This window comes from Mycolicibacterium doricum (genome assembly GCF_010728155.1).
Classification (GTDB): domain Bacteria; phylum Actinomycetota; class Actinomycetes; order Mycobacteriales; family Mycobacteriaceae; genus Mycobacterium; species Mycobacterium doricum.
Genome location: NZ_AP022605.1, coordinates 3,543,301 through 3,563,548 on the forward strand (window position 1 = coordinate 3,543,301; position 20,248 = coordinate 3,563,548).

Sequence of the window (20,248 nt, forward strand, 5' to 3'; positions counted from 1 at the left end):
CGACCATGACGCAGACCGCTCCCCTGCGGCGCCCGGCGACCCGCGACGTGACGGTGGCCCGCTGGGTCGCCACGATCGCCGGGCTGCTCGGCTTCGTCATGGCCGTTGCCACTCCGCTGCTGCCGGTCGTCCAGACCACCGCGACCCTGAACTGGCCGCAGCAGGGGCAGCTCGCCAACGTCACCGCCCCGCTGATCTCCCAAGCCCCGGTGAGCCTCACCGCCACCGTGCCGTGCGAGGTGGTCCGCACGATGCCGGCCGAGGGCGGGCTGTTGTTCGGCACCGCACCGGCCGAGGGCCGTGACGCAGCGCTGAACGCGATGCTGGTCAACGTCACACGCACCCGCGTCGACGTGATCGTGCGCAACGTCGTGGTCGCCAGCGTCAACCGCGCGCGGGTCGCCGGACCCGCCTGCGAACGCATCGAGATCACCTCGTCGGAGGACGGCACGTTCGCCGAATTCGTGGGGCTCACTCAGGATTCCGGCGAAGACGCCGGTCAACCGCAGCGCACCGGCTATCCCGATCCAAACCTGCGGCCTGCGATCGTCGGCGTGTTCACCGATCTCACCGGGCCTGCACCGCCGGGTCTGTCGCTGTCGGCGACGATCGACACCCGCTTCACCACGGAGCCCACCGCGCTGAAGCTGACCGCGATCCTGCTGGCGATCATCTCGACCGTCATCGCGCTGCTGGCGCTGTGGCGGCTGGACCGCCTCGACGGGCGTCGGATGCACCGCCTGATCCCGACCCGCTGGCGCACCGTGACGGCCGTCGACGGTGTCGTACTCGGCGGCTTCGCGCTCTGGTACGTCATCGGGGCCAACTCGTCGGACGACGGCTACATTCTGCAGATGGCGCGGGTGGCCGACCACGCCGGCTACATGTCGAACTATTTCCGCTGGTTCGGCAGCCCCGAGGATCCCTTCGGCTGGTACTACAACCTGCTGGCCCTGATGACCCAGGTGAGCACCGCCAGCATCTGGATGCGGCTGCCCGATCTGATCTGTTCGCTGGTGTGCTGGCTGCTGCTGTCGCGCGAAGTGCTGCCCAGGCTAGGGCCAGCCGTGGTCGCCAGTCGCCCGGCACTGTGGGCCGCCGGGTTCGTGCTGCTGGCCGCGTGGATGCCGTTCAACAATGGGTTGCGTCCCGAAGGCCAGATCGCCACCGGTGCGCTGATCACCTACGTGCTGATCGAACGGGCGATCATCTCCGGCCGTTTGACCCCCGCCGCGCTCGCCATCACCACCGCGGCGTTCACCCTCGGCATCCAGCCCACCGGACTGATCGCGGTCGCCGCGCTGGTCGCCGGCGGACGACCGATCCTGCGCATCCTGATGCGGCGACGCCGGCTCATCGGCACCTGGCCGCTGGTCGCCCCGCTTCTGGCCGCCGGCACGGTCGTGCTGACCGTGGTCTTCGCTGACCAGACCTTCGCCACCGTGCTGGAGGCCACCAGGATCCGCACCGCGATCGGCCCGAGTCAGGAGTGGTACACCGAGATCCTGCGGTACTACTACCTGATCCTGCCGACCGTCGATGGTGCGATCTCGCGCCGGGTGGCGTTGCTCTTCACCGTCATGTGCCTGTTGCCAGCGCTGTTCGTGATGTTGCGGCGCAAACGCGTACCGGGCGTGGCCCGCGGACCGGCATGGCGGCTGACGGGTGTCATCTTCGCGACGATCTTCTTCTTGATGTTCACCCCCACCAAATGGATTCACCACTTCGGACTGTTCGCCGCGGTTGGCGGTGCGATGGCCGCGTTGACCACGGTGCTGATGTCGCCGGTGGTGTTGCGCTCGGCCCGCAACCGGATGACGTTCCTGTCCCTGGTGTTCTTCGTGCTGGCGATGTGCTTCGCGTCGACCAACGGCTGGTGGTACGTCTCCAACTTCGGTGTGCCGTTCAACAACTCGGTCCCTCAGCTGGGCGGTGTGACGCTCAGCGCGGTGTTCCTCGCGCTGTTCGCCATCGCCGCGGCGTGGGCTTTCTGGCTGCACCTGTCGTCGCGCAGCGAATCTCGCATCGTCGACAAGCTCACTGCCGCACCGATTCCGATGGCTGCCGCGCTGATGGTGGCGTTCATGGTGGCATCGATGGCCATCGGCTTGGCGCGCCAGTACCCGACCTACTCCAACGGGTGGGCGAACATCAGGGCGTTCGTCGGTGGCTGCGGACTGGCCGACGACGTGCTGGTCGAACCCGACTCCAACGACGGGTTCCTGCGGGCACTGCCCGGCGAGTACGGTCAGCTGGGACCGCTCGGCGGAACGGGTACGGTCGGCTTCTCCCCCGACGGGGTTCCCGATCGGATCATCGCCGAGGCGATCCGGCTGAACAATCCGCAGCCCGGCACCGACTATGACTGGAACCAACCGGAGCAGCTGTCCCGTCCGGGCGTGAATGGGTCAAGGGTGCCGCTGCCGTACGGCCTCGACCCCGCCCGGGTTCCGGTCGCCGGGACGTATTCGACCGAGGTACAACAGGAAAGCCGGCTGGTGTCCGCGTGGTACGAGCTGCCCGCCGCCGACGACGCCCACCCGCTGGTGGTCATCACGGCCGCCGGGACGATCGCCGGAAGCAGTGTCGCAGAAGGGTTCACCGCCGGACAGATCGTCGCGCTCGAGTACGCGCGGCCGGGCCCCGACGGCGCACCCGCACCCGCAGGCCGGGTTGAGCCCTACGACATCGGGCCGACACCGTCGTGGCGCAACCTGCGCTATCCGCGCGACCAGATCCCCACCGACGCGGTGGCGGTCCGGGTGATCGCCGAAGACCTGAACCTCGGTGAGGGCGACTGGATCGCGGTGACACCGCCGCGCGTGCCGGAGGTCCGATCCGTGCAGGAGTACGTCGGCTCCGATGAACCGGTGCTGATGGACTGGGCGGTGGGGCTGGCGTTCCCGTGCCAGCAGCCGATGCTGCACGCCAACGGGGTGACCGAAGTGCCCAAATTCAGGATCTCCCCGGACTACTACGCCAAGCTGCAGAGCACCGACACCTGGCAGGACGGTCTCAACGGCGGTCTACTCGGCATTACGGACCTGCTGCTGCGGGCCTCGGTGATGTCGACCTACCTGTCGCAGGACTGGGGTCAGGACTGGGGGTCGCTGCGCAGGTTCGACACCATCGTCGACGCCGAACCGGCTCAGATCGAACTGGGTGACGCGACCCGCAGCGGGCTGTGGAAGCCAGGCGAGATCCGCATCCAGCCGTAGGGGTCAACTCTTCGCGGAAGTGTGGCGTTGATCGCGGCTTCGCCGTCCGCCTGCGGTCGGCCTGGGTTGTCAGACCTGCTGCCAGAATTGGGTTATGTCCTCGGGCGCCTCGTCTTTCGTCCCCAGCGCACCTCGCGCCGCGCCGCTCGAGGTGTTGTGCGAGGAGTTGGCGGAGTTGGCGGGTCAGCGCAACGCCATCGATGGGCGGATCGTGGAGATCGCCGCCGAGATCGATCGTGAGGAGTTGGGTGGCATCACCGGTGCCCGGTCGGTGGCGGCGTTGATGGCCTGGAAGACCCGGTCGTCGTCGAGGAACGGCAATACGATCGCCGCCGTCGCCCACCGGGTGGCGGAATTCCCCCGCTGCGTCGCCGGCTTGCGAGAAGGCCGGCTGTCGCTCGATCAGGTCGGGGTGATCGCCGAGGGGGCGGGCGCGGGCTCTGATGAGCACTACGCCGAGCTGGCCGCCCACGCCACGGTCAATCAGCTGCGCACCGCGATCAAACTCGAACCACACCCACAACCACACCCACAACCGAAGCCACGCCCGGAACCGCAGGCGTCGATCAGCAAGACCACCGACGGCGAATACACCTACTGGCGCATCACCCTGCCCAACGTCGAGTCGGCGAAACTCGACGCCGCCCTGCAGTCCCATCACGACGCGCTGATCGCCCAGTGGAAACGCGACCACGGCGACACCCCGGCCGCCGACCGGCCGCCGCTACCCACCATCGCCGACGCGTTCACCGCACTGGTCGAGGCCGGATGGGACGCCCACGCCGCCCGCCGCCCCCACGGACACCGCACCACCGTGGTCATGCACGTCGACGTCAAAGACCGCATCGCCGCCCTGCATCTGGGACCGCTGCTCTCCGACGCCGATCGCCGCTACCTGGGCTGTGACGCCACCTGTGAAGTGTGGTTCCACCGCGACGGGCAGGTCATCGGCTCGGGACGAACCACCCGGCTGATCAACCGCCGGCTCCGCCGCGCGCTCGAACACCGCGACCCCACCTGCGTGGTCCCCGCATGTGGCGCCACACGGGGACTGCACGCCCACCACATCCGGCACTGGGAAGACGGCGGGGCCACCGACCTGGACAAGCTGAAATATCGCGAAACTACCCTCATGACGAAACCAAAAACTCCTGGTCCGCGGGTTGGGGTGCGGTCCGCGGCGATCTATGCCCGGATCTCGGCGGATGTGGAGGGCACCGGGCTGGGGGTGGCGCGTCAGTTGGAGGACTGCCGTAAGCTGGCCGCTGATCGGGGCTGGCCGATCGGTGACGAGTACGTCGACAACGACGTGTCGGCGTATTCGGGTAAGCCCCGCCGGGAATACGCCCGCATGCTCGATGACCTGAAATCCGGTGCCCGCGATGCGGTGATCGTCTACAACCTCGACCGACTGCACCGGCGCCCGGTCGAGTTGGAAGACTTCGTCACCCTGTGTGAGTCGGTCGGGGTGCGCGATGTCGCCACCGTGACCGCCGACATCGACCTCGGTAACGATGATGGGTTGTTCATGGCCCGGATTTTCGCCGCGTTCGCCGCGAAAGAATCCGGCCGCAAATCCGCCCGTATCCGCCGCAAGATGTTGCAGAACGCCGAACAAGGATTGCCACACGGCTCGGCACGCCCCTTCGGCTACGAGAACGACAAGATCACGATCCGCACCGTCGAGGCGAAAGTGATTCGGGAGATGGTCGACCGGTATCTGGCTGGCGCGTCGATTCGGTCGCTAACGATCTGGCTCAACGACACTGGTGTTGCCCCGGCGGTGGCGAAGTCGTGGCAGACCACCGCGGTGCGTCAAATCCTCACCTCGGGGCGTATCGCTGGACTGCGCGAACATCATGGGGAGGTGATCGGCCCCGCAATGTGGCCGGCGATCATCACTACCGTCGAACGCGACCGCATCCTCGCCCGGATGACTGCCCGCTCGGTGACGAAGACTCGCGCCCCACGCACCTACCTGCTGTCCGGGATGTTGCGGTGCGGGCGCTGCGGGAACCGGTTGTTTTCCCAAGCCCGCCACAGCAATCCGAATAACCGAGTCCGCCGATACGTCTGCTTGAAAGGCCCCGACCATGGCGGCTGTGGACGGCTGACCGTGGTCGCGCTGCCGGTCGAGGAACTGCTCACCGATGCGGTGCTGACCCGACTGGATTCACCCCCGTTGGCTGAGGCGTTGGACGGCAAGGCCAGTGTAGAAGCTGATGTCGCCGCATTGGCGGCCCAGCTCGACGCTGACACGACCCGGTTGGATGAACTGGCTGGACTGTATGCCGAGGGGGCGGTGTCGGCGCGGGAATGGATCGCAGCCCGCGACCCCATCAACGAGCGCATCGCCCAAGCGCGCCGCGACATCGCCAAGGCCACCGACACCAGTGCAGTGGTGGAGTTGGTGGGCACCGGCGACGTGCTGCGCGGTCAATGGGATGGTCTCGACATCGGCCGCCAACAGGTGGTCGTGCGATCGGTGCTCGATCACGCCGTGATTGCGCCGGGTACGCCTGGGTCCCGCAAGCTTGACATCAACCGCGTCCGGCCGCACTGGCGCGTCTAGCCGCTACCAATCAACGGGTGGACGTTCCGCAAACGGCGACCTGTCGCTCGTCTTCATTCAGACATCTCCGCACGTCCGATGACGCTAGGCTCACTCCGCCGGTTGGACTGTGATTACCGGGGAGGTGAACGTAATACCGCAGGATTCATCACATAGCGCCGCCGGCCAAGCCCTTGGGTATGTCCATCAGTGCATGTGGGCGCTTGTCGAACTGGGGAAGCGCGCCAATTCGGAGCCGGCAACGCAGCTTCGTCTCGAAGTGCTCGATGACATCGAGTTCGACAAGGCGGGTTCCCCCTATGAACTCCTCCAGACCAAGCACCACACACGAAGGGACGGTCCTATCACGGCGCAAGCGGTCGACCTCTGGCGCACCCTAAACGTGTGGATGGATCTGCCCCAGTCTGACGCGTTGATACTTCGGCTGGTCACCACACAGAAGCTGAACGAAGCATCAGGGGTGGCATGTCTGCGAGCTGGAGAGCAGCGCGATACCTCCGCCGCCCTACAAGAACTGCTGAATGCGGCACGCGAATCGACGAACAAAGCCAGCCAGAGATGGCGGCAGAAGTTCATCGACCTCGACGCGTCGGCCAGGATCGATTTGATCGACCGCATCATCATCGACCTCAATAGTTCACGTAATTCGGTGCTGAGGTGTGGCGTGAACGTGAAAGGTGCACTGCCTCAACGATAATCGACGTTTGCTGGCGTTGATCATCGATTCGAGGAGTGCACCTATCAGATGCAGGCTACTACGGATTGGTCGAAAACTGTTCGAGTCGAGGTCCGCGGCGACGACGTGGTCGGGCACGCGGGCAACGTGATCCCCCGGATGCTGGCCGACAACCTGGGCCTGACCAGCGGGTTGTCCGCGGCGTTGTCGCGGCCGGAGGTGACCCACGACCGGGGCGCGGTGTTGCGGGACGTGGCGGTGTCGATCGCGGGCGGCGCGCAGAACCTGGCCGGTACCGCGGTGCTGCGGAATCAGCAACGGCTGTTCGGGGCTGTGGCGTCGGTCCCGACGATGGCGGTCGCTGAACGAGATCGACCGCCAGGGCATGGCCGGGTTGCGCTGGTGCGCAACACCGTCCGGGAGCGGTGTGGAGTTGATCGAGGCTCGCCATGGCGCGATCCCGCCGTCGCGGACCTGTTATGGGGACCTGGGTGGCGTGGTCGTGATCCGCATTGATGCCTCGCTGGTTGAATCGCATTCCGACAAGCAGCACGCCGCGGGAAATTTCAAGGGTGGCTACGGGTTTCACCCACTGTTGGCGTGGTGCGACAACACCGGCGAACTGCTGGCGGCGATCGCCCGCCCGGCAACGCCGGGTCGAACACCGCCGCGGATCACATCGCGATCATCGACGCGGCGATCGCCGCGATCCCGGCCAAGGGGCGGCGCAACCTGTTGATCACCATCGACGGGGCGGGCTCCAGCCACGCCGTGGTCAAGCACCTGCGCAAACGCAACGCGCGGGCGGGCTGGTCGGTGGCCTACTCGGTGGGGTTCGACCTCGACGAGCGGGCCCGGGTCGCGATCGGGCAGATGCCCGCCGCCGGGTGGGAGCCGGCGCTGGATGCGGCCGGGCGGGCCTGCGACGACGCGGCCGTGGCCGAGCTGACCGGGCTGCTGCGCGAGGGCGCCGACGGCGACCGGCTGGCCGGCTGGCCGCCCGACATGCGCATCCTGGTGCGGCGCGAGAAGATCGAAGAAGGCCGCCAGTTGTCGCTGTTCGAGCAGATCAACGGCTACCGCTACCAGCTCATCGCGACCAACACCCGCGGCGGGCAACTCCAGCGGTTGGAGGCCCGCCACCGGGTGCACGCCCGGGTGGAGGGGTTCATCCGCTGCGGCAAGGACACCGGCCTGGCCCGCTGGCCATCGCACTCATTCGCGATCAACACCGCCTGGGTCACCGCGGTCGCCCTGGCCATCGACCTGCTGTGCTGGACCCGGCTGCTGCTCTTGGACGGCCCGCTCGCCAAGGCCGAACCGGCGACCCTGCGCTACCGGCTGCTGCACGCTGCGGCCCGCCTGGTCAAACGATCCCGCAACCTGATCCTTCGGATCCCCGAAACCTGGCCCTGGGCGCAGGAATTCGCCGCCGCCGTCAACCGCGTCCGCGCCATCCCCTGACCCGCAGACCCCGTGTCCGTTCGACCCCAAGAAAGGAGCAGCCACCCCGGGACCGAGGAACCCGGCGTCAGCGCACGACACGCGGCGGTGCCGCCTACCGACAACCCGGAAATCAAGATCAACCCGTGATCTCAGCCGCCACCAGGGGAGAACTCGGGCGACCGTGAAACTTTGAGGTCGGCGGAAGGCGCGCTGACGCAAACACCCGCTCCGACCTGCGATGTGAGAACTTTCTTTACTGGTATCAAGGCTCTACAGTCATCCGAGATAAAGTGGAGAACTGCGATATCGGCATGTTCGAGGATCTCAGCGGCCGACATCCTCTTCATTGATTCGTCACGCGTGATTCGCCCTCGCGGCGACCTGTCGCCCAAACGGACCCTTTCCGATGAAGAAAACACGGGCCGACTTTCCTCTACCTGTAAAGGGTCGCGTTTCATGCGGGCGAGCTGGCGATGGCACCTTCGCTGCTCTCCGCAACTCGGTGTTGACGCTCGCCTGCAGCTGCCGTCAGTCGGAGACCACCCACTTGGTGAACGGACCGCCGACATTTCCGCTGCGTCGGACAAGCTGAGCGGCGAGTGCGAGGTCGATGGTGCGAACTGGGGTACCCGTCTCGGTGTGCGACGTCCTACGTGGGAGGCTGTCATGGACATGACTTCTTGGCTATCTGGCAGCCGTGCGCACTTGATCGGGATCGGTGGTGCGGGGATGAGCGGCGTCGCCCGCATGCTGCTGGGCCTTGGCGTCGCGGTGTCCGGCTCAGACGCGGTCGAGTCTGAGAGCGTGCGTCTGCTGCGCGAACTCGGTGTTCCTGTGTTCCTCGGGCACGCGCCCAGCCACCTGCCGGAGGGTGAGGTGACCGTCATCATTTCGACTGCCATTAGGCACGATAACCCAGAACTGATGGCAGCGCGGGAGCGCAAGCTACCAGTCATAGTTCGGGCAGAGGCAGTGGCCGCGCTAATGTCCAACCACCGCGCCGTGTGTATCGCGGGTTCGGCGGGGAAGACGTCCACCACGTCGATGCTGACCGTGGCCCTGCAACACAGCGGCTTCGATCCAAGCTATGCCATCGGCGGGGAACTGACTACCTCAGGGATAAACGCCCATCTCGGTACTGGGGACATATTCGTCGCTGAAGCCGACGAAAGTGACGGGACGTTTGTAGCGTTCTCGCCCGAAGTCGCTGTGGTGACCAATGTTGGAGCCGACCACCTCAACTTCTACGGGACCAAGGAGGTATACGCGGCCGCCTTCGACAAGTTTGCTGCACGCATCCAGACACCTGGAGTGCTGATTGTCTGTGCGGACGATCCCGGCGCGGCGGAGTTGGGGCGTCGAGTAGCCTCCACCGGGACAGCGGTGCACCGCTACGGTCGCACTGCCACCAAGTCGGGCGATGCGACTCTAAGCGCGTTCGAGCCGGAATTGGGCCAGGGCCGGGTGCAGATGAGATACCAGAGTCGTGCGTTCGAATTCGATCTTCAGGTGCCTGGCGAGCACATGGCCCTAAACGCGCTCGGAGCGTTCCTGGCAGGTGTGGCGGTAGGAGCTTCGCCGGACGACTTAGTTGCCGGCCTGGCCGCATATGGTGGAGTTCGGCGGCGATTTGAGCTTAAGGGGCGGCGCGGCGGTGTTGCAGTTTATGACGATTACGCACACCACCCAGTGAAGGTTGCCGCACAGCTTAGAGCAGCACGCCAGTTGACTGCGGAAGGCGGACGGCTCATCGTCGCCTTCCAACCACATCTCTATTCAAGGACGCTGGAGTTCTCTGCCGAGTTCGGCGCTGCGTTGGCTATTGCCGATGAAGTGGTGGTGTTGGACGTGTACGGTGCGCGGGAAGACCCGATCCCTGGAGTCGATGGTGGCCTGATCGCCAAAGCGGTACAGCTGCCATCTGAATGCGTGCACTACGTGCCTGAGCGGAGCAAGGTGCCGGCTGTACTCGCGGGCCTCGCAAGATCAGGCGACATCGTCATCACGATGGGGGCAGGGGACATCACGGCACTGGGATCGAAACTGTTGCATCGGCTGGCGGGCAAGCAGCCGTCATAAACGATGCTCTCAGCCCGACCAGAGGTCGTCGGGTTGCAGGCGTATCAGCAAGACGGATGCTGTGCCATCCGGGCGCACGGTTTGGGAGGTTGCGCCCTGGCTATTCGTTAAGAAGTGTTCGTCGTTCCGTGAGCAGGCGCATGCGCTCGCCGCGCCGCCGAACATTTGCAATACCCGGCACCGACGTACCAGCGCACAAACTGCAGCTGGGCGGGCGTAAAGGGTCGACTCGGTCAGGTGGGCGACTGTGACGACGCCGCTGCATTGAGGGTCACCCGAGTGCACCGCTTATCAGCGAACGATAGTTGTTCGCGGTCCGTTCGCGCCGTGTTACTAGCTGCTCTGTCAGCTGGCCACGTTCTGCTAGAAGGCGGCTCGCGAGGTTGGTGACGTGGCTGGCCGTCACATCACCAACGAAGAGGTATGACAGGCCTACCGGTTCTGCCATCAACAGTCTTTGAAGAATCTGCATGTGGTGTCCCTCCGCATTGCTTCGACACAGTGGTGGAACTGGCACACCACTACGCCGCGGAATGGAACGCGCTCGCCCGCTCCATAGAACAACGCTATCGGTGTGACGAAGAATGGATACAGTCGAGCTGAAACGATCTGCTCGTGTGCGGCGCTGGACTGCAATGAATTCTGTCCGCAAGACCCGCAATCCTGCCTGCGGTGCAGCAGTTCTCACTGTCGGCTCCTGGGGTTAGTCGTCGACGTAATTGTGCCGCAGGTTGTCTCAGTTAGTGATTCATGAGCGAAGTGCGTAGTTCCAGTGTTAGCGCACAGGTTGCGTGAACATTGCAACTCGTGGCCTTGGGGTGTAAATTTGCCGCGAGTAATTTCAATTTCGAAATATGTCTTACTATTGCGGGTTCGACATATTTTTGAACTTCAGCTATTAATGGTTGAGGTTGATGATCGGGCGGAATGTGATCAAGCATCGATCAACTTGAAATAGGGGGATAAGGGTCAGTGTCAGATGAATATCCTGTCATTCTCATTGGATGCGGAGTAATTGGTCACGAACATGCCAAGGTAATCTCTCACACACCGGGATTCCGACTTGCCGCCGTTTGTGATCCCAGGCCGCGAGCACGTTGTACGGCCGTGGCGATGGCTGGCACCGACGGCAACGACGTCGCCGCGTACGAGGACTGGCCCACCGCGCTGTCCAACGCGGAGCCCAACCGCACGATTGTCGTGGTCGCAGTGCCGCCGCATCAGCACTTCGCTCCAGTCGTCGCGGCACTTCGGCAGGGTTTCCACACCCTGTGCGAGAAGCCCTTGGCTCGCACCGTGGCGGAAGCCAGCGAAATGGTGGATGAGGGAGAGCGGGCGCACGTCATGCTGGCCGAGTGTTCGAGCAGATATCTCGGTCCCGTCACTGGCCAATTCAGACAGCTTCTATCAGACGGAGTAATCGGGCGACCGTACCGGCTTGACTTCGTCGCGAGAAAAGCTCGGGCACGACCAGCGATCGATGACAACCTCGCGCCACACTGGCGTTTGTCACGCGAGCTGAGCGGCGGCGGTTCCCTTTGGGGACACGGCGAGTACGACCTCGCAATGCTCAACAGGATCTTGCCCGCGCCGAAAGAAGTTGTCGTTGCCGGAGCTTTCAGCGAGCAGATCAACACCGACTGGTCGCCCCCTGCCTCCGTGACTTATGACGTTGAGTCAACCGCTGGGGCAACGCTGACCTACGTCTATGAGTCTTCACGCCCCATCGTTGTGCAATGGCACCGAACCGCCGGCCTGCACGGCGACTCGGAGACTTATATACGTGTGGAAGGCACAGAAGGATCGCTGCTGTGGGATTGGACGACATCACCAGAGCAGATGCTGCAGTTCACCGATGAAGCCAACCACGTCGTTCGACGCACACTGCCAGTGCGGCCGCGCCCAATGCCCCCCAACTGGTACCCATTCGCACTCTTGGCCGAGGATCTGAAGGACATCACCGATTCAAACGGTTCACACACACCGCGCAGCGTCACCGGGCAAGAAGCGATTCACTCGCTGCGCATCATGCGGAGCATGTACGACGTCGCCGCCTCGGGGGCTCCGGCCGTAGTCGAATGGCCAGACCTCCACGAACTGACCTGGGCAGACGTCTCGTCGAGCCTCGGTATGTGAGCCCAGGAGGCGCCGCACTCGCCGACGTTGCGGACCTCCCGACACACGGTGGCGCAGGTCAGCAAACATGCGCACCGAACGCTGCCTACACAACATGGGAGCCACCATGAATGCGGTCCGACACCTCGTGCAGGACCGGATCGCACTCCTTGGTTTGCTGACGCACGCCGGTACGACCGCCGCCGCAGGCATAGGTCTGCTGATGGTTGTGACGTCGCTGCTACCAGCTTTGACGGCGATAGCGGTATCGGAAGTCGTGAGGCACGTTATCGAAGCGTCCACGGCTCACGGGCGTACAACTGCGTTGGTCATGCCCATCGTAGTTGTCGGGAGTCTGCTCGCCTGCGAACACGTAGCGCAGTCGCTCCTCGTGCCGCTGCGGGAGTGGGTCGCGACTCGAGTCAATGGTGGTGTGCGCCAGATGGTTCGGCGGTCGCTGTCCGTTCCCGTTGGCATCGACCACCTCCAGGACCAGGTCATACGGGATGCTGCGGCACTTCCAGTGGAGGAGCAATCCCTATTCAACGTTGGCGCCGGGGCGGATGGCCAACTCTGGTTGATGAGCCGATTCGTCGGCGCGTTTGGCGCAGCTGCCGTCGTTGCCCATTACTCGCTTCTTTCCGCCGTTATCGCGTTGAGCGGTGTTGTGTGGCAACGGTCTCTGGTACGGCGCCATTACGTCACGGGATTTTCCGACACTGCAACGAACACGACGGGTGCGGTGCGCGCCAAGCGCTACTGGTCCGAGGTCGTAGGCTCACCGCTGGGCGCCAAGGAATTACGGGTCTTTGGAGCCAACGAATGGGCTGTGAAGCAGTTCGCGAGATTTGGCAGGGAGGTATTCCGCGGCCAGCAGCGGGTGATATTCGGAGCATTTCCACTGTATTGGAAGGCTTTTCTGCTGCTGACCATGGCCTGCGGAGTGCCGTTCTTACTGCTTGCACGAGCGGGGATTTCCGGGGCGCTGTCAGTGGCTGATCTCACCGCTGGCCTCGGCGGTGTGGTAGCCACCGCGGGCGTCCTAGGAGGACTGGGGTGGGAGTGCTACGCGATCGAAGCAGCTGTTCCGCAATTGGCCGCGCTGCGCCGGCTGCGTCGCCTGGAGGAAGAGCGAACACAGCAACGCCGATCGTGCGTGTCGTTAGCACAGTCGATCACAGTCCGCGATCCCGCCATTCGCTTCGAGCGGGTGTCGTTTCGTTACCCGGGCACGAGTCGCGACGTGTTAACAGGCCTAGACCTCGATCTGCACCCCGGCCAGGTGGTCGCGGTCGTCGGCGAGAATGGTTCCGGCAAGTCCACTTTGCTCAAACTGCTGGCCGGGTTCTACACGCCCTCCGCGGGTCGTATCCTCATCAATGGTCACGATCTACGCGATGTCGACCCTGGGGCGTGGCGAAACCAGATCGCGATCGTTCTCCAAGATTTCGTCCAATTCGAGCTCACGGCGCTGGAAAACGTAACGCTGTCCGAGGCCAGCCGACCATTCAACGCTGACCACGCCAGAGCCGCCGCAGAGCAGGCAGGTGCTCGTGAGTTGATCGAGGCACTCCCGGATACCTGGAACACAATGCTATCCCGCCAATTCCGACACGGAATCGAGCTCTCTGGTGGGCAATGGCAGCGCATTTCGCTCGCCCGCGCCTTCTACGCGAGGCGACGAGGTCGGCGGGTGCTGATCATGGACGAGCCGACATCGAGCCTGGATGTCACGGCAGAGGTCGGCTTGATCGAGCACCTGACCTGTGGACCCGACGGGTTCACCGTGGTTGCCTCACACCGGTTCTCCACCGTTCGGCACGCGCACCGAATCGTGGTCCTGGACAGAGGCCGCGTGATCGAGGACGGCGACCACGCCACTCTCCACGCACTCGGTGGCTCCTACACGCGGCTATACGACCTGCAGGCCAACAACTTCCAGGAACGACCGAGTGAGGATGGTTCGTCATGACGGCGCCCGTACCCGACCGGCTCGATGAAGGCGTCCCCACCATGCCGATCGCCCGTCGAATACGGTTTATGCGGCAGGCAGCAGCGCGGGCGGAGCGGAGGTTGATGATTGTCGCCGCTGCCATGTTAGTCGTCAACGGCCTATCTGGTGCAGCGCAGGCCGTGGCCCTGAGCTGGATCGTGGACGGAGTCATCGATGGCCAGATGACTAAGACAGTCGTCGGTGCGGTGGTGGGTGGCTTGGCACTTGCCGCCCTGAGAGTCACCGCATGGAGCTTGGTCGACATCCCCGGCATTCTCGGCCTCGAAGCTGGCCTTGAACTCGAACGCGAGACGCTGCTGCGTACCGCAACCATGCCGGGACTTCATAGCCTGGAGCGGCCGACCTACCTCGATCAGGTCGCACTGGTGCGCACCGGTGGCGCCGAGCTGGTGAGGTCACTGTTCTCGCTAGCTAGATCCGCGTCGTTGCTGCTCAGGTTGGTCGTCAGTCTGTGGCTGTTCGCTACCATCGACCCTTTCCTAACGGTCGTGCCCGTCGTCGCGATCCCGGCACTAGCGCTCATCCAACGCGGACAGCGCCATACCGATCGGGCCATAAACCAGGCTACTGAAGACAATCGTGCCGCCTCAGCACTTCACCAACTATTTCTCCAACCCGCGGCGGCCATGGAGATGCGGGTCTTCGGATGTGCCACGTGGCTGGACAGTCGCGCCGACGATCACTGGCAGCGCTCGGCACGAACGATCCGACGCGGCGCCTTCCGAGCAGCGGGGGCCAGCGTGATCGGTTGGCTCCTGCTCACCTCCGGGTATGTGACCGCACTACTGTTGGTCGCCAACCAGGCACGCGCAGGTCTCGCCTCTGCCGGTGACATCGTCCTCGTCTCCCAGCTCGCGCTGCAGTTGCGCGGCAATATAATCGAGGCCAGCTTGGTCGCCAGCTCGACTGCGACGGCGATGAGAACCGTCGATCGATTCCTCTGGCTGGAAGACGTCGCCGCCGCCGAACACGCCCAATATTGCGGCACGTCACTTGCACCGGACCTTCTGACCGACGGCATCCGCTTAGAGCACGTGTCGTTCAGTTACCCCGGAACCAACAAAGCGGTGCTCCGCGACGTTTGTCTGCATCTTCCGGCCGGCACGACCGTCGCCGTGGTCGGTAACAACGGTGCAGGCAAGAGTTCCCTGGTCAAGCTTCTTACCGGGCTTTACCGCCCTGGCCAAGGCCGGGTTCTCATCGAGGGCATCGACCTGGTAGACGTCGACCTTACCGACTGGAGGTGCAAGCTCTCTGCCACATTCCAGGACTACCTCCGCCTGGAGGGTCCGGCGCGATACAGCATGGGGATCGGCGATGCGCGCGCGATGGACGACGATCAAAGGTTGCGCGAGGCACTCAAACGCGCTAGCTCAGAGACACTTACCCACCACTGGCCGGCCGGGCTCGATACCCATTTGGGCATCACCTATGACGACGGGATCGAACTATCCGGTGGTCAGTGGCAGCGCCTCGCCGTCGCCCGCGCGATGATGCGTGACCAGCCATTACTCCTCATCCTCGACGAGCCGACCGCCGCTCTCGATCCTGTCGTCGAACACGCCCTGTTCGTGCGCTATCTTCAGGCCGCGCGGCGGGTCGCCGGCAGCCGAGGAATTACCGTCTTCATCACGCACCGCATCTCTTCGGCCCGCATGGCCGACCTTGTCGTGGTGCTTCACGACGGCCGCATCGCAGAGTGCGGCACCCACGTTGATCTGCTCAGCGCGAATGGAGCTTACTCAGCCCAATTCCGGCAACACGCAGCTGCGTACGCCGATGAGCGCGATAAACGTCGCCGCAGTGACCTGCACGACCACGAACCAACGCCCCCTGTGCGCGGCTCGTCGAAGGAAACAACTATCTAACCGTGCCTCGGAGGCTGTGCGTGCTGGCGATCAGAGATGTCCGCTCGCGCAGGATGGGCGCCCAGAAGGTTGCGACATGCCTGCGAACAGTGGCATCAATAGCTGATCGATCGTGCTCAGTGTCCACACGATCTGCCGTTTCTGTCGCCAAAGCGGGCTCAGCGTCAAACCTCTGCATCCACTCCGCGACATCCGCACCCGCATCGCCGGGCGGGGCACCGTCCAGCACCCTTTCAAGCCAGGACGCATCGTAGCTTCGAACGCAGACATCACCGCCCCGAACCAGATTCAGTTCGAACTCGTGCGGCCAGACCATCTCGTTCGGCCGCGGCCGCCGCCTGATTCGGAAGTCGGTCACCGCATCGCCAGCGTCGATGACGAAGTACCAACGTAACAACGAGTAGTACACAGCCAGGATCCGCCGGAACGTCGCAGTGGTGAGTAACTCGCTGACAATTGATCCCATGATTCGATACCGGCCGTTGGGAATCTGTTCGGCCATTGCCGTCAAGAAGCGCGATGTCAAGTCACGACCGCTATGAGGCCACATGATGCGAGTGCTCACGTAGTACTGAAAGTAGTCGTCCAGGATCGGGAAGACCCGCATCAGCGGGGGAGCGAACCGCCGGGTATGCACAAAACTCAGGGGTGGGCCGAACTCCCCATCGAATCGCCGATCGACCTCTTGCAGGCGCCACAGGTCGGCGACTCTGCCATGGAAACACTCATCGGAAAGGTGAAGACACCGCGCCGTATGAAACCAGGGAACCCAAATCTTGTTGTGGAAGACCTGCGGGACGTCTGATCGTATGTTGAAGTCAACGCCTTCCACGCCGCGCCGCAGAACTCGCTTTGTCAGTTGCGGGGACATCCAAAGGTCCGGCCGTGTCTTGAGCACGTTGTCCATCGGTGACAGCCGTTCCATCGCCGCCGACAACGAACGGATCTGCGTGAGGACGTTCCCGGCGCCTCGATGACGCATAGGTGGTAGCTCAATAACGACTGCGCCGCAGTTGTTTAACGCGCTGCGCACCTCAGGGAAAGCATCCAGCTCGCCTCGCCAGTCCGAATAAATCACCCCGTCGCAGAGGCCCTCACGTCTGATCTGGCCCAGCACTGTGAGAGAGCGCACAAAGAGATCTGGCTCCCGGACCTGGCCAGTAAAGACGACATACGTAGCGATGGAGCACCTCCCGATCCAGTAAGCGCATGGCCGACACGCAGCTCACGTCATGCGGAAAGCTGGCGCTGACGCACCTGGGCCTCGATCCAGCGATAAGTCTCTGTGAGGCCATCCTCAAGGCTGACACGTGGTTCCCAGTGGAGGACCTCGCGTAGCAGAGAATTATCCGAGTTGCGGCCTCGAACTCCTTGGGGCCCCGGCACATGCGTCAGCTCGACGTCCCGTTTCCCGGAGATCTCGATAATAATTCGCGCGAGATCGTTGATGGTGACCGATCTTTCGGTGCCCAGGTTGATGGGGTCGGCAAAGTCACTGCGCATGATCGCATGAATGCCATGCACGCAATCACTGACATGACAAAAGGAGCGTCGCTGCTCACCATCACCCCAAATCTCAATCTTGCCACCAGAATTCACTTCTGCCACCTTTCTGCAGAGCGCAGCAGGCGCCTTTTCGCGACCACCGTCATAGGTGCCGTAAGAGCCGTAGATGTTGTGAAGGCGAACGACACGTGACTGTAAGCCGAACTCGCTCGCGTAGTACCCACACGTCCTTTCCGCCATGAGCTTCTCCCACCCGTATGCGTCCTCCGGATGAGCCGGGTAGGCGGAGGCCTCTCGAAGCGGCTCGCTATCCACCGAAGCTTGGTCGTAGAAGGGATAAACACACGCCGACGACGTGAGAAAGTAACGGGCCACCCCATTTTCGCTTGCGGCGTGAATGCAGTTCAGGTTGATCAGCGAGTTATTGCGCATGATCTCGGCGTGATGCGACGAAATGAACCCCATCCCACCCATGTCGGCGGCCAGCGCGTACACGTCGTCGATATCGCGAAAAGCATCCAGACAGTCATCCCAACAACGGAGGTCGCGAATCAGGAACTCGTTGGCGTCGGTCGCCGAGTACCGGGGCTGAACGTAGTCGACGCCTCGCACCCAATAGCCGAGACCTTTGAGAAAAGTGACCAGGTGGCGACCGATGAACCCAGACGCACCCGTGACAAGAACACGATCCATTCTGCACACACCTTCTAGAGACTGACGATCTGCTGCACAAGCTGATGACAGCTCCGCTACGTGCCGTTAAGAGCTGATGTGGTCATGATTACTGTCCATTCGCCACGGGTCAATGCCAACGAAGTGTATTCGGCCGCAGCGATATTCAATGAGAAGATCACCAGACAGCGCCAGGCGGATGTCCTCAGCGAGCCCGGGATGTGGCGTAGTAACCAGCAGACACGAGTGCAGCGAATATCCACCGCATACCGATTTGGAATGCGTATCGAAAAGTGCAGTCTCGAGCTCTATGGCCCCTGTCGTCGGGTCGTCGGCCTTGGCGTTCCCTGCCCTGCTCCTCACGCCCCCCACGCCGTAGTGGCCTTCTGTTTCCGTACCGCACCCGCGCATCGCGTTCTTGCTCCGCGACTTTCTTTCGGCCTAGCCGTTCCAAGGTTGGGTGCCGCCCGTGGTATTCCTAGAAGGATTCAACGAACGCGATAGCGCCCACTAAGCCTCGATCCACCGATGGGCTGTGGTTGTGGAGTCGAGTTCGGTTATGTGCGTTGAATTGTGGGTGCGCGGTGGTGCGGGCGTGGGTGATGGCCCGACCTCGGTATCGGGTTGTTCCTGTGGGTTTTTCGTGTCGGGTGGGCGGCCGGGGTGTTCGGTTAGGCGATGATGGGCTGGTTTCTGCCGAACAGGCTGTCAAACAGCGTGTTCCATGCTGTTTCCCATGGCCAGCCGTGCGGTAGGTGCAGCCGGAGGCGTCGGGCTGAGGACGCGATGCGTGCCGGCACGCTGATCAGGGTGCGGCGGATGGTGGCGGTGCGGGACTTGGCCAGCGCCGGCCCGGTGAGGGTGGCCGCGGCGCGGGTGAGGTTGAACGCGATGACGGCCAGCACCAGCCAGGCGCTATTGGCGGCGAATCGTCTGGAGGGTAGATGGGCCAGGGCGGAGTCTTTGAGGTCGGCGTGGACCTGCTCGATGATGGCGTGGCCGCGGTGGGTCTTGTCGGCGGTGACGGTGTCGAGGTCTGTGGTGGTGAAGAATGCGTGGAAACGCCAGGTGTCAAACAGGGCGGTTTGACCGTCGCCGGGGGTGGGGTTGAGGTCGGGGATGCGGCGCACCACCAGCCGGCCGTCGATCTGCTGGCTGGCTTTCTTGGAGCTGAAAGCGGTGAATCCAATCTCGGCGACCTCGGCCCGGGAAATCCACTGGCCGGTGGTCTGGTCGTAGATCGCGTCGGTGTACTCGATGGGCGTCCACGCGTCGTCGTCGATGGCGGCGATCGCGGCCCTGACTGTCGAGTCCAGGCGCACGGTGATCGACACCTCGGCGCCGCCGCGCAGGGCTGCGGCGACGGTCCGATGGCCGTAGAACGCGGAGTCCGCCCGTAGCAGCGGCGTGCCGGTGGCCTCGGTGCTACGCAGCCGTTTCACGGTGGCCAGGGTGTCGCCAATCATCCGGGCCGCCCCGCGTGGGGAGCCGCAGGATCCTTTGCGTAGGCGCTGGCCGGTGATCACCGGTGCGCCCTCGTCGGTGGTGATGGTCGCGATCAGCGCATTGAGCCCGCGGACCCCGGAGTAGCCGTATCCCGATCCTTGTTTGGCGTGACCATGCACTTCGATGATGGTGTCGTCGACATCGACCATGACCGCGCCGTCGATGCCGGCCAGCAGCGGCGTACGGGCGTGCAGGCCGGCCAGCAGCCGCGATGCCACGGCGTCGAGTTGGCGGACGTGGCCGAAGCTGAATTCCCGCAGAAACGATCCCAGCGTCGAGGGCGCATACGGGCGGTCGAACAGGGTGCCCATCGCGCCGTGGCGCAGCAGCCTCATGTCGTCGATGCTGTCGGCGCCGGCGATCATGCCAGCGACCAGCGCACTGACTTTCGCTCCGGCGTTGGCGCCCTTGTCGGTCGGCACGCTGAGGTGCTCGTCAGTCAAAGTCTTGAGACCGCACTGCTGGGCCAACGCGGCGATCGCGACCAGCCCGGCGCACGACACCAGGTTCGGGTCATCGAAGATCGCCGACGCGACGGGCCGAGTATGAGATAGTTGCATCTACGAGATGCCCTTC

General features: G+C 63.8%; 12 protein-coding genes and 1 pseudogene. 10 read left to right on the forward strand and 3 right to left on the reverse strand.

What is annotated here, in order from left to right; all coding sequences use genetic code 11:
- The first annotated feature begins 5 nt into the window (after positions 1–5).
- The 10 genes and pseudogenes from G6N07_RS17435 (at position 6) to G6N07_RS17475 (ending at position 15,988) form a co-directional block, all read left to right on the forward strand.
- On the forward strand, positions 6–3,218 hold the full coding sequence (locus G6N07_RS17435) for an arabinosyltransferase domain-containing protein (RefSeq protein ID WP_085192104.1): 3,213 nt from the start codon (positions 6–8) through the stop codon (positions 3,216–3,218).
- A 94-nt stretch (positions 3,219–3,312) separates the two neighbouring features.
- Positions 3,313–4,329 (forward strand): annotated as a pseudogene (locus G6N07_RS17440) (HNH endonuclease signature motif containing protein); the annotation flags it as partial.
- Between the two features lie 21 nt (positions 4,330–4,350).
- Positions 4,351–5,790 carry a recombinase family protein gene (locus G6N07_RS17445; protein ID WP_085192103.1) on the forward strand — a complete coding sequence of 480 codons (1,440 nt, stop codon included), beginning with the start codon at positions 4,351–4,353 and terminating at the stop codon, positions 5,788–5,790.
- A gap of 193 nt (positions 5,791–5,983) precedes the next feature.
- On the forward strand, positions 5,984–6,487 hold the full coding sequence (locus G6N07_RS17450) for a hypothetical protein (RefSeq protein WP_085192042.1): 504 nt from the start codon (positions 5,984–5,986) through the stop codon (positions 6,485–6,487).
- 48 nt (positions 6,488–6,535) lie between these two features.
- Positions 6,536–6,982, forward strand: a complete 447-nt coding sequence (locus G6N07_RS20575) for a transposase (protein WP_244949078.1) — start codon at positions 6,536–6,538, stop codon at positions 6,980–6,982.
- Positions 6,983–7,069: 87 nt separating this feature from the next.
- A complete protein-coding gene (locus G6N07_RS17455) occupies positions 7,070–7,930 on the forward strand; it encodes a transposase (RefSeq protein ID WP_404822144.1) in 861 nt (286 codons plus the stop codon).
- Positions 7,931–8,584: 654 nt separating this feature from the next.
- Complete coding sequence (gene murC, locus G6N07_RS17460; protein ID WP_085190484.1) at positions 8,585–9,991, forward strand: UDP-N-acetylmuramate--L-alanine ligase; 1,407 nt, start codon at positions 8,585–8,587, stop codon at positions 9,989–9,991.
- Between the two features lie 972 nt (positions 9,992–10,963).
- Positions 10,964–12,127 carry a Gfo/Idh/MocA family protein gene (locus G6N07_RS17465; RefSeq protein ID WP_085190471.1) on the forward strand — a complete coding sequence of 388 codons (1,164 nt, stop codon included), beginning with the start codon at positions 10,964–10,966 and terminating at the stop codon, positions 12,125–12,127.
- A gap of 67 nt (positions 12,128–12,194) precedes the next feature.
- Positions 12,195–14,078, forward strand: coding sequence for an ATP-binding cassette domain-containing protein (locus G6N07_RS17470; RefSeq protein ID WP_085190473.1), 1,884 nt, complete (start codon positions 12,195–12,197; stop codon positions 14,076–14,078).
- Positions 14,075–15,988 carry an ABC transporter ATP-binding protein gene (locus G6N07_RS17475; RefSeq protein WP_085190475.1) on the forward strand — a complete coding sequence of 638 codons (1,914 nt, stop codon included), beginning with the start codon at positions 14,075–14,077 and terminating at the stop codon, positions 15,986–15,988. Before G6N07_RS17470 ends, G6N07_RS17475 begins: the two co-directional genes overlap by 4 nt.
- Here the strand turns inward: G6N07_RS17475 and G6N07_RS17480 are convergent.
- From G6N07_RS17480 to G6N07_RS17490, 3 genes are all read right to left on the reverse strand, one after another.
- Positions 15,981–17,105 (reverse strand): hypothetical protein, encoded by a 1,125-nt coding sequence (locus G6N07_RS17480; protein WP_133055536.1) that lies wholly within the window; start codon positions 17,103–17,105, stop codon positions 15,981–15,983. The genes G6N07_RS17475 and G6N07_RS17480 overlap by 8 nt on opposite strands.
- A 113-nt stretch (positions 17,106–17,218) precedes the next feature.
- Positions 17,219–18,187 (reverse strand): NAD-dependent epimerase/dehydratase family protein, encoded by a 969-nt coding sequence (locus G6N07_RS17485; protein WP_085190479.1) that lies wholly within the window; start codon positions 18,185–18,187, stop codon positions 17,219–17,221.
- 650 nt (positions 18,188–18,837) lie between these two features.
- Complete coding sequence (locus G6N07_RS17490; protein ID WP_085190481.1) at positions 18,838–20,232, reverse strand: IS1380 family transposase; 1,395 nt, start codon at positions 20,230–20,232, stop codon at positions 18,838–18,840.
- Positions 20,233–20,248 lie beyond the last annotated feature (16 nt).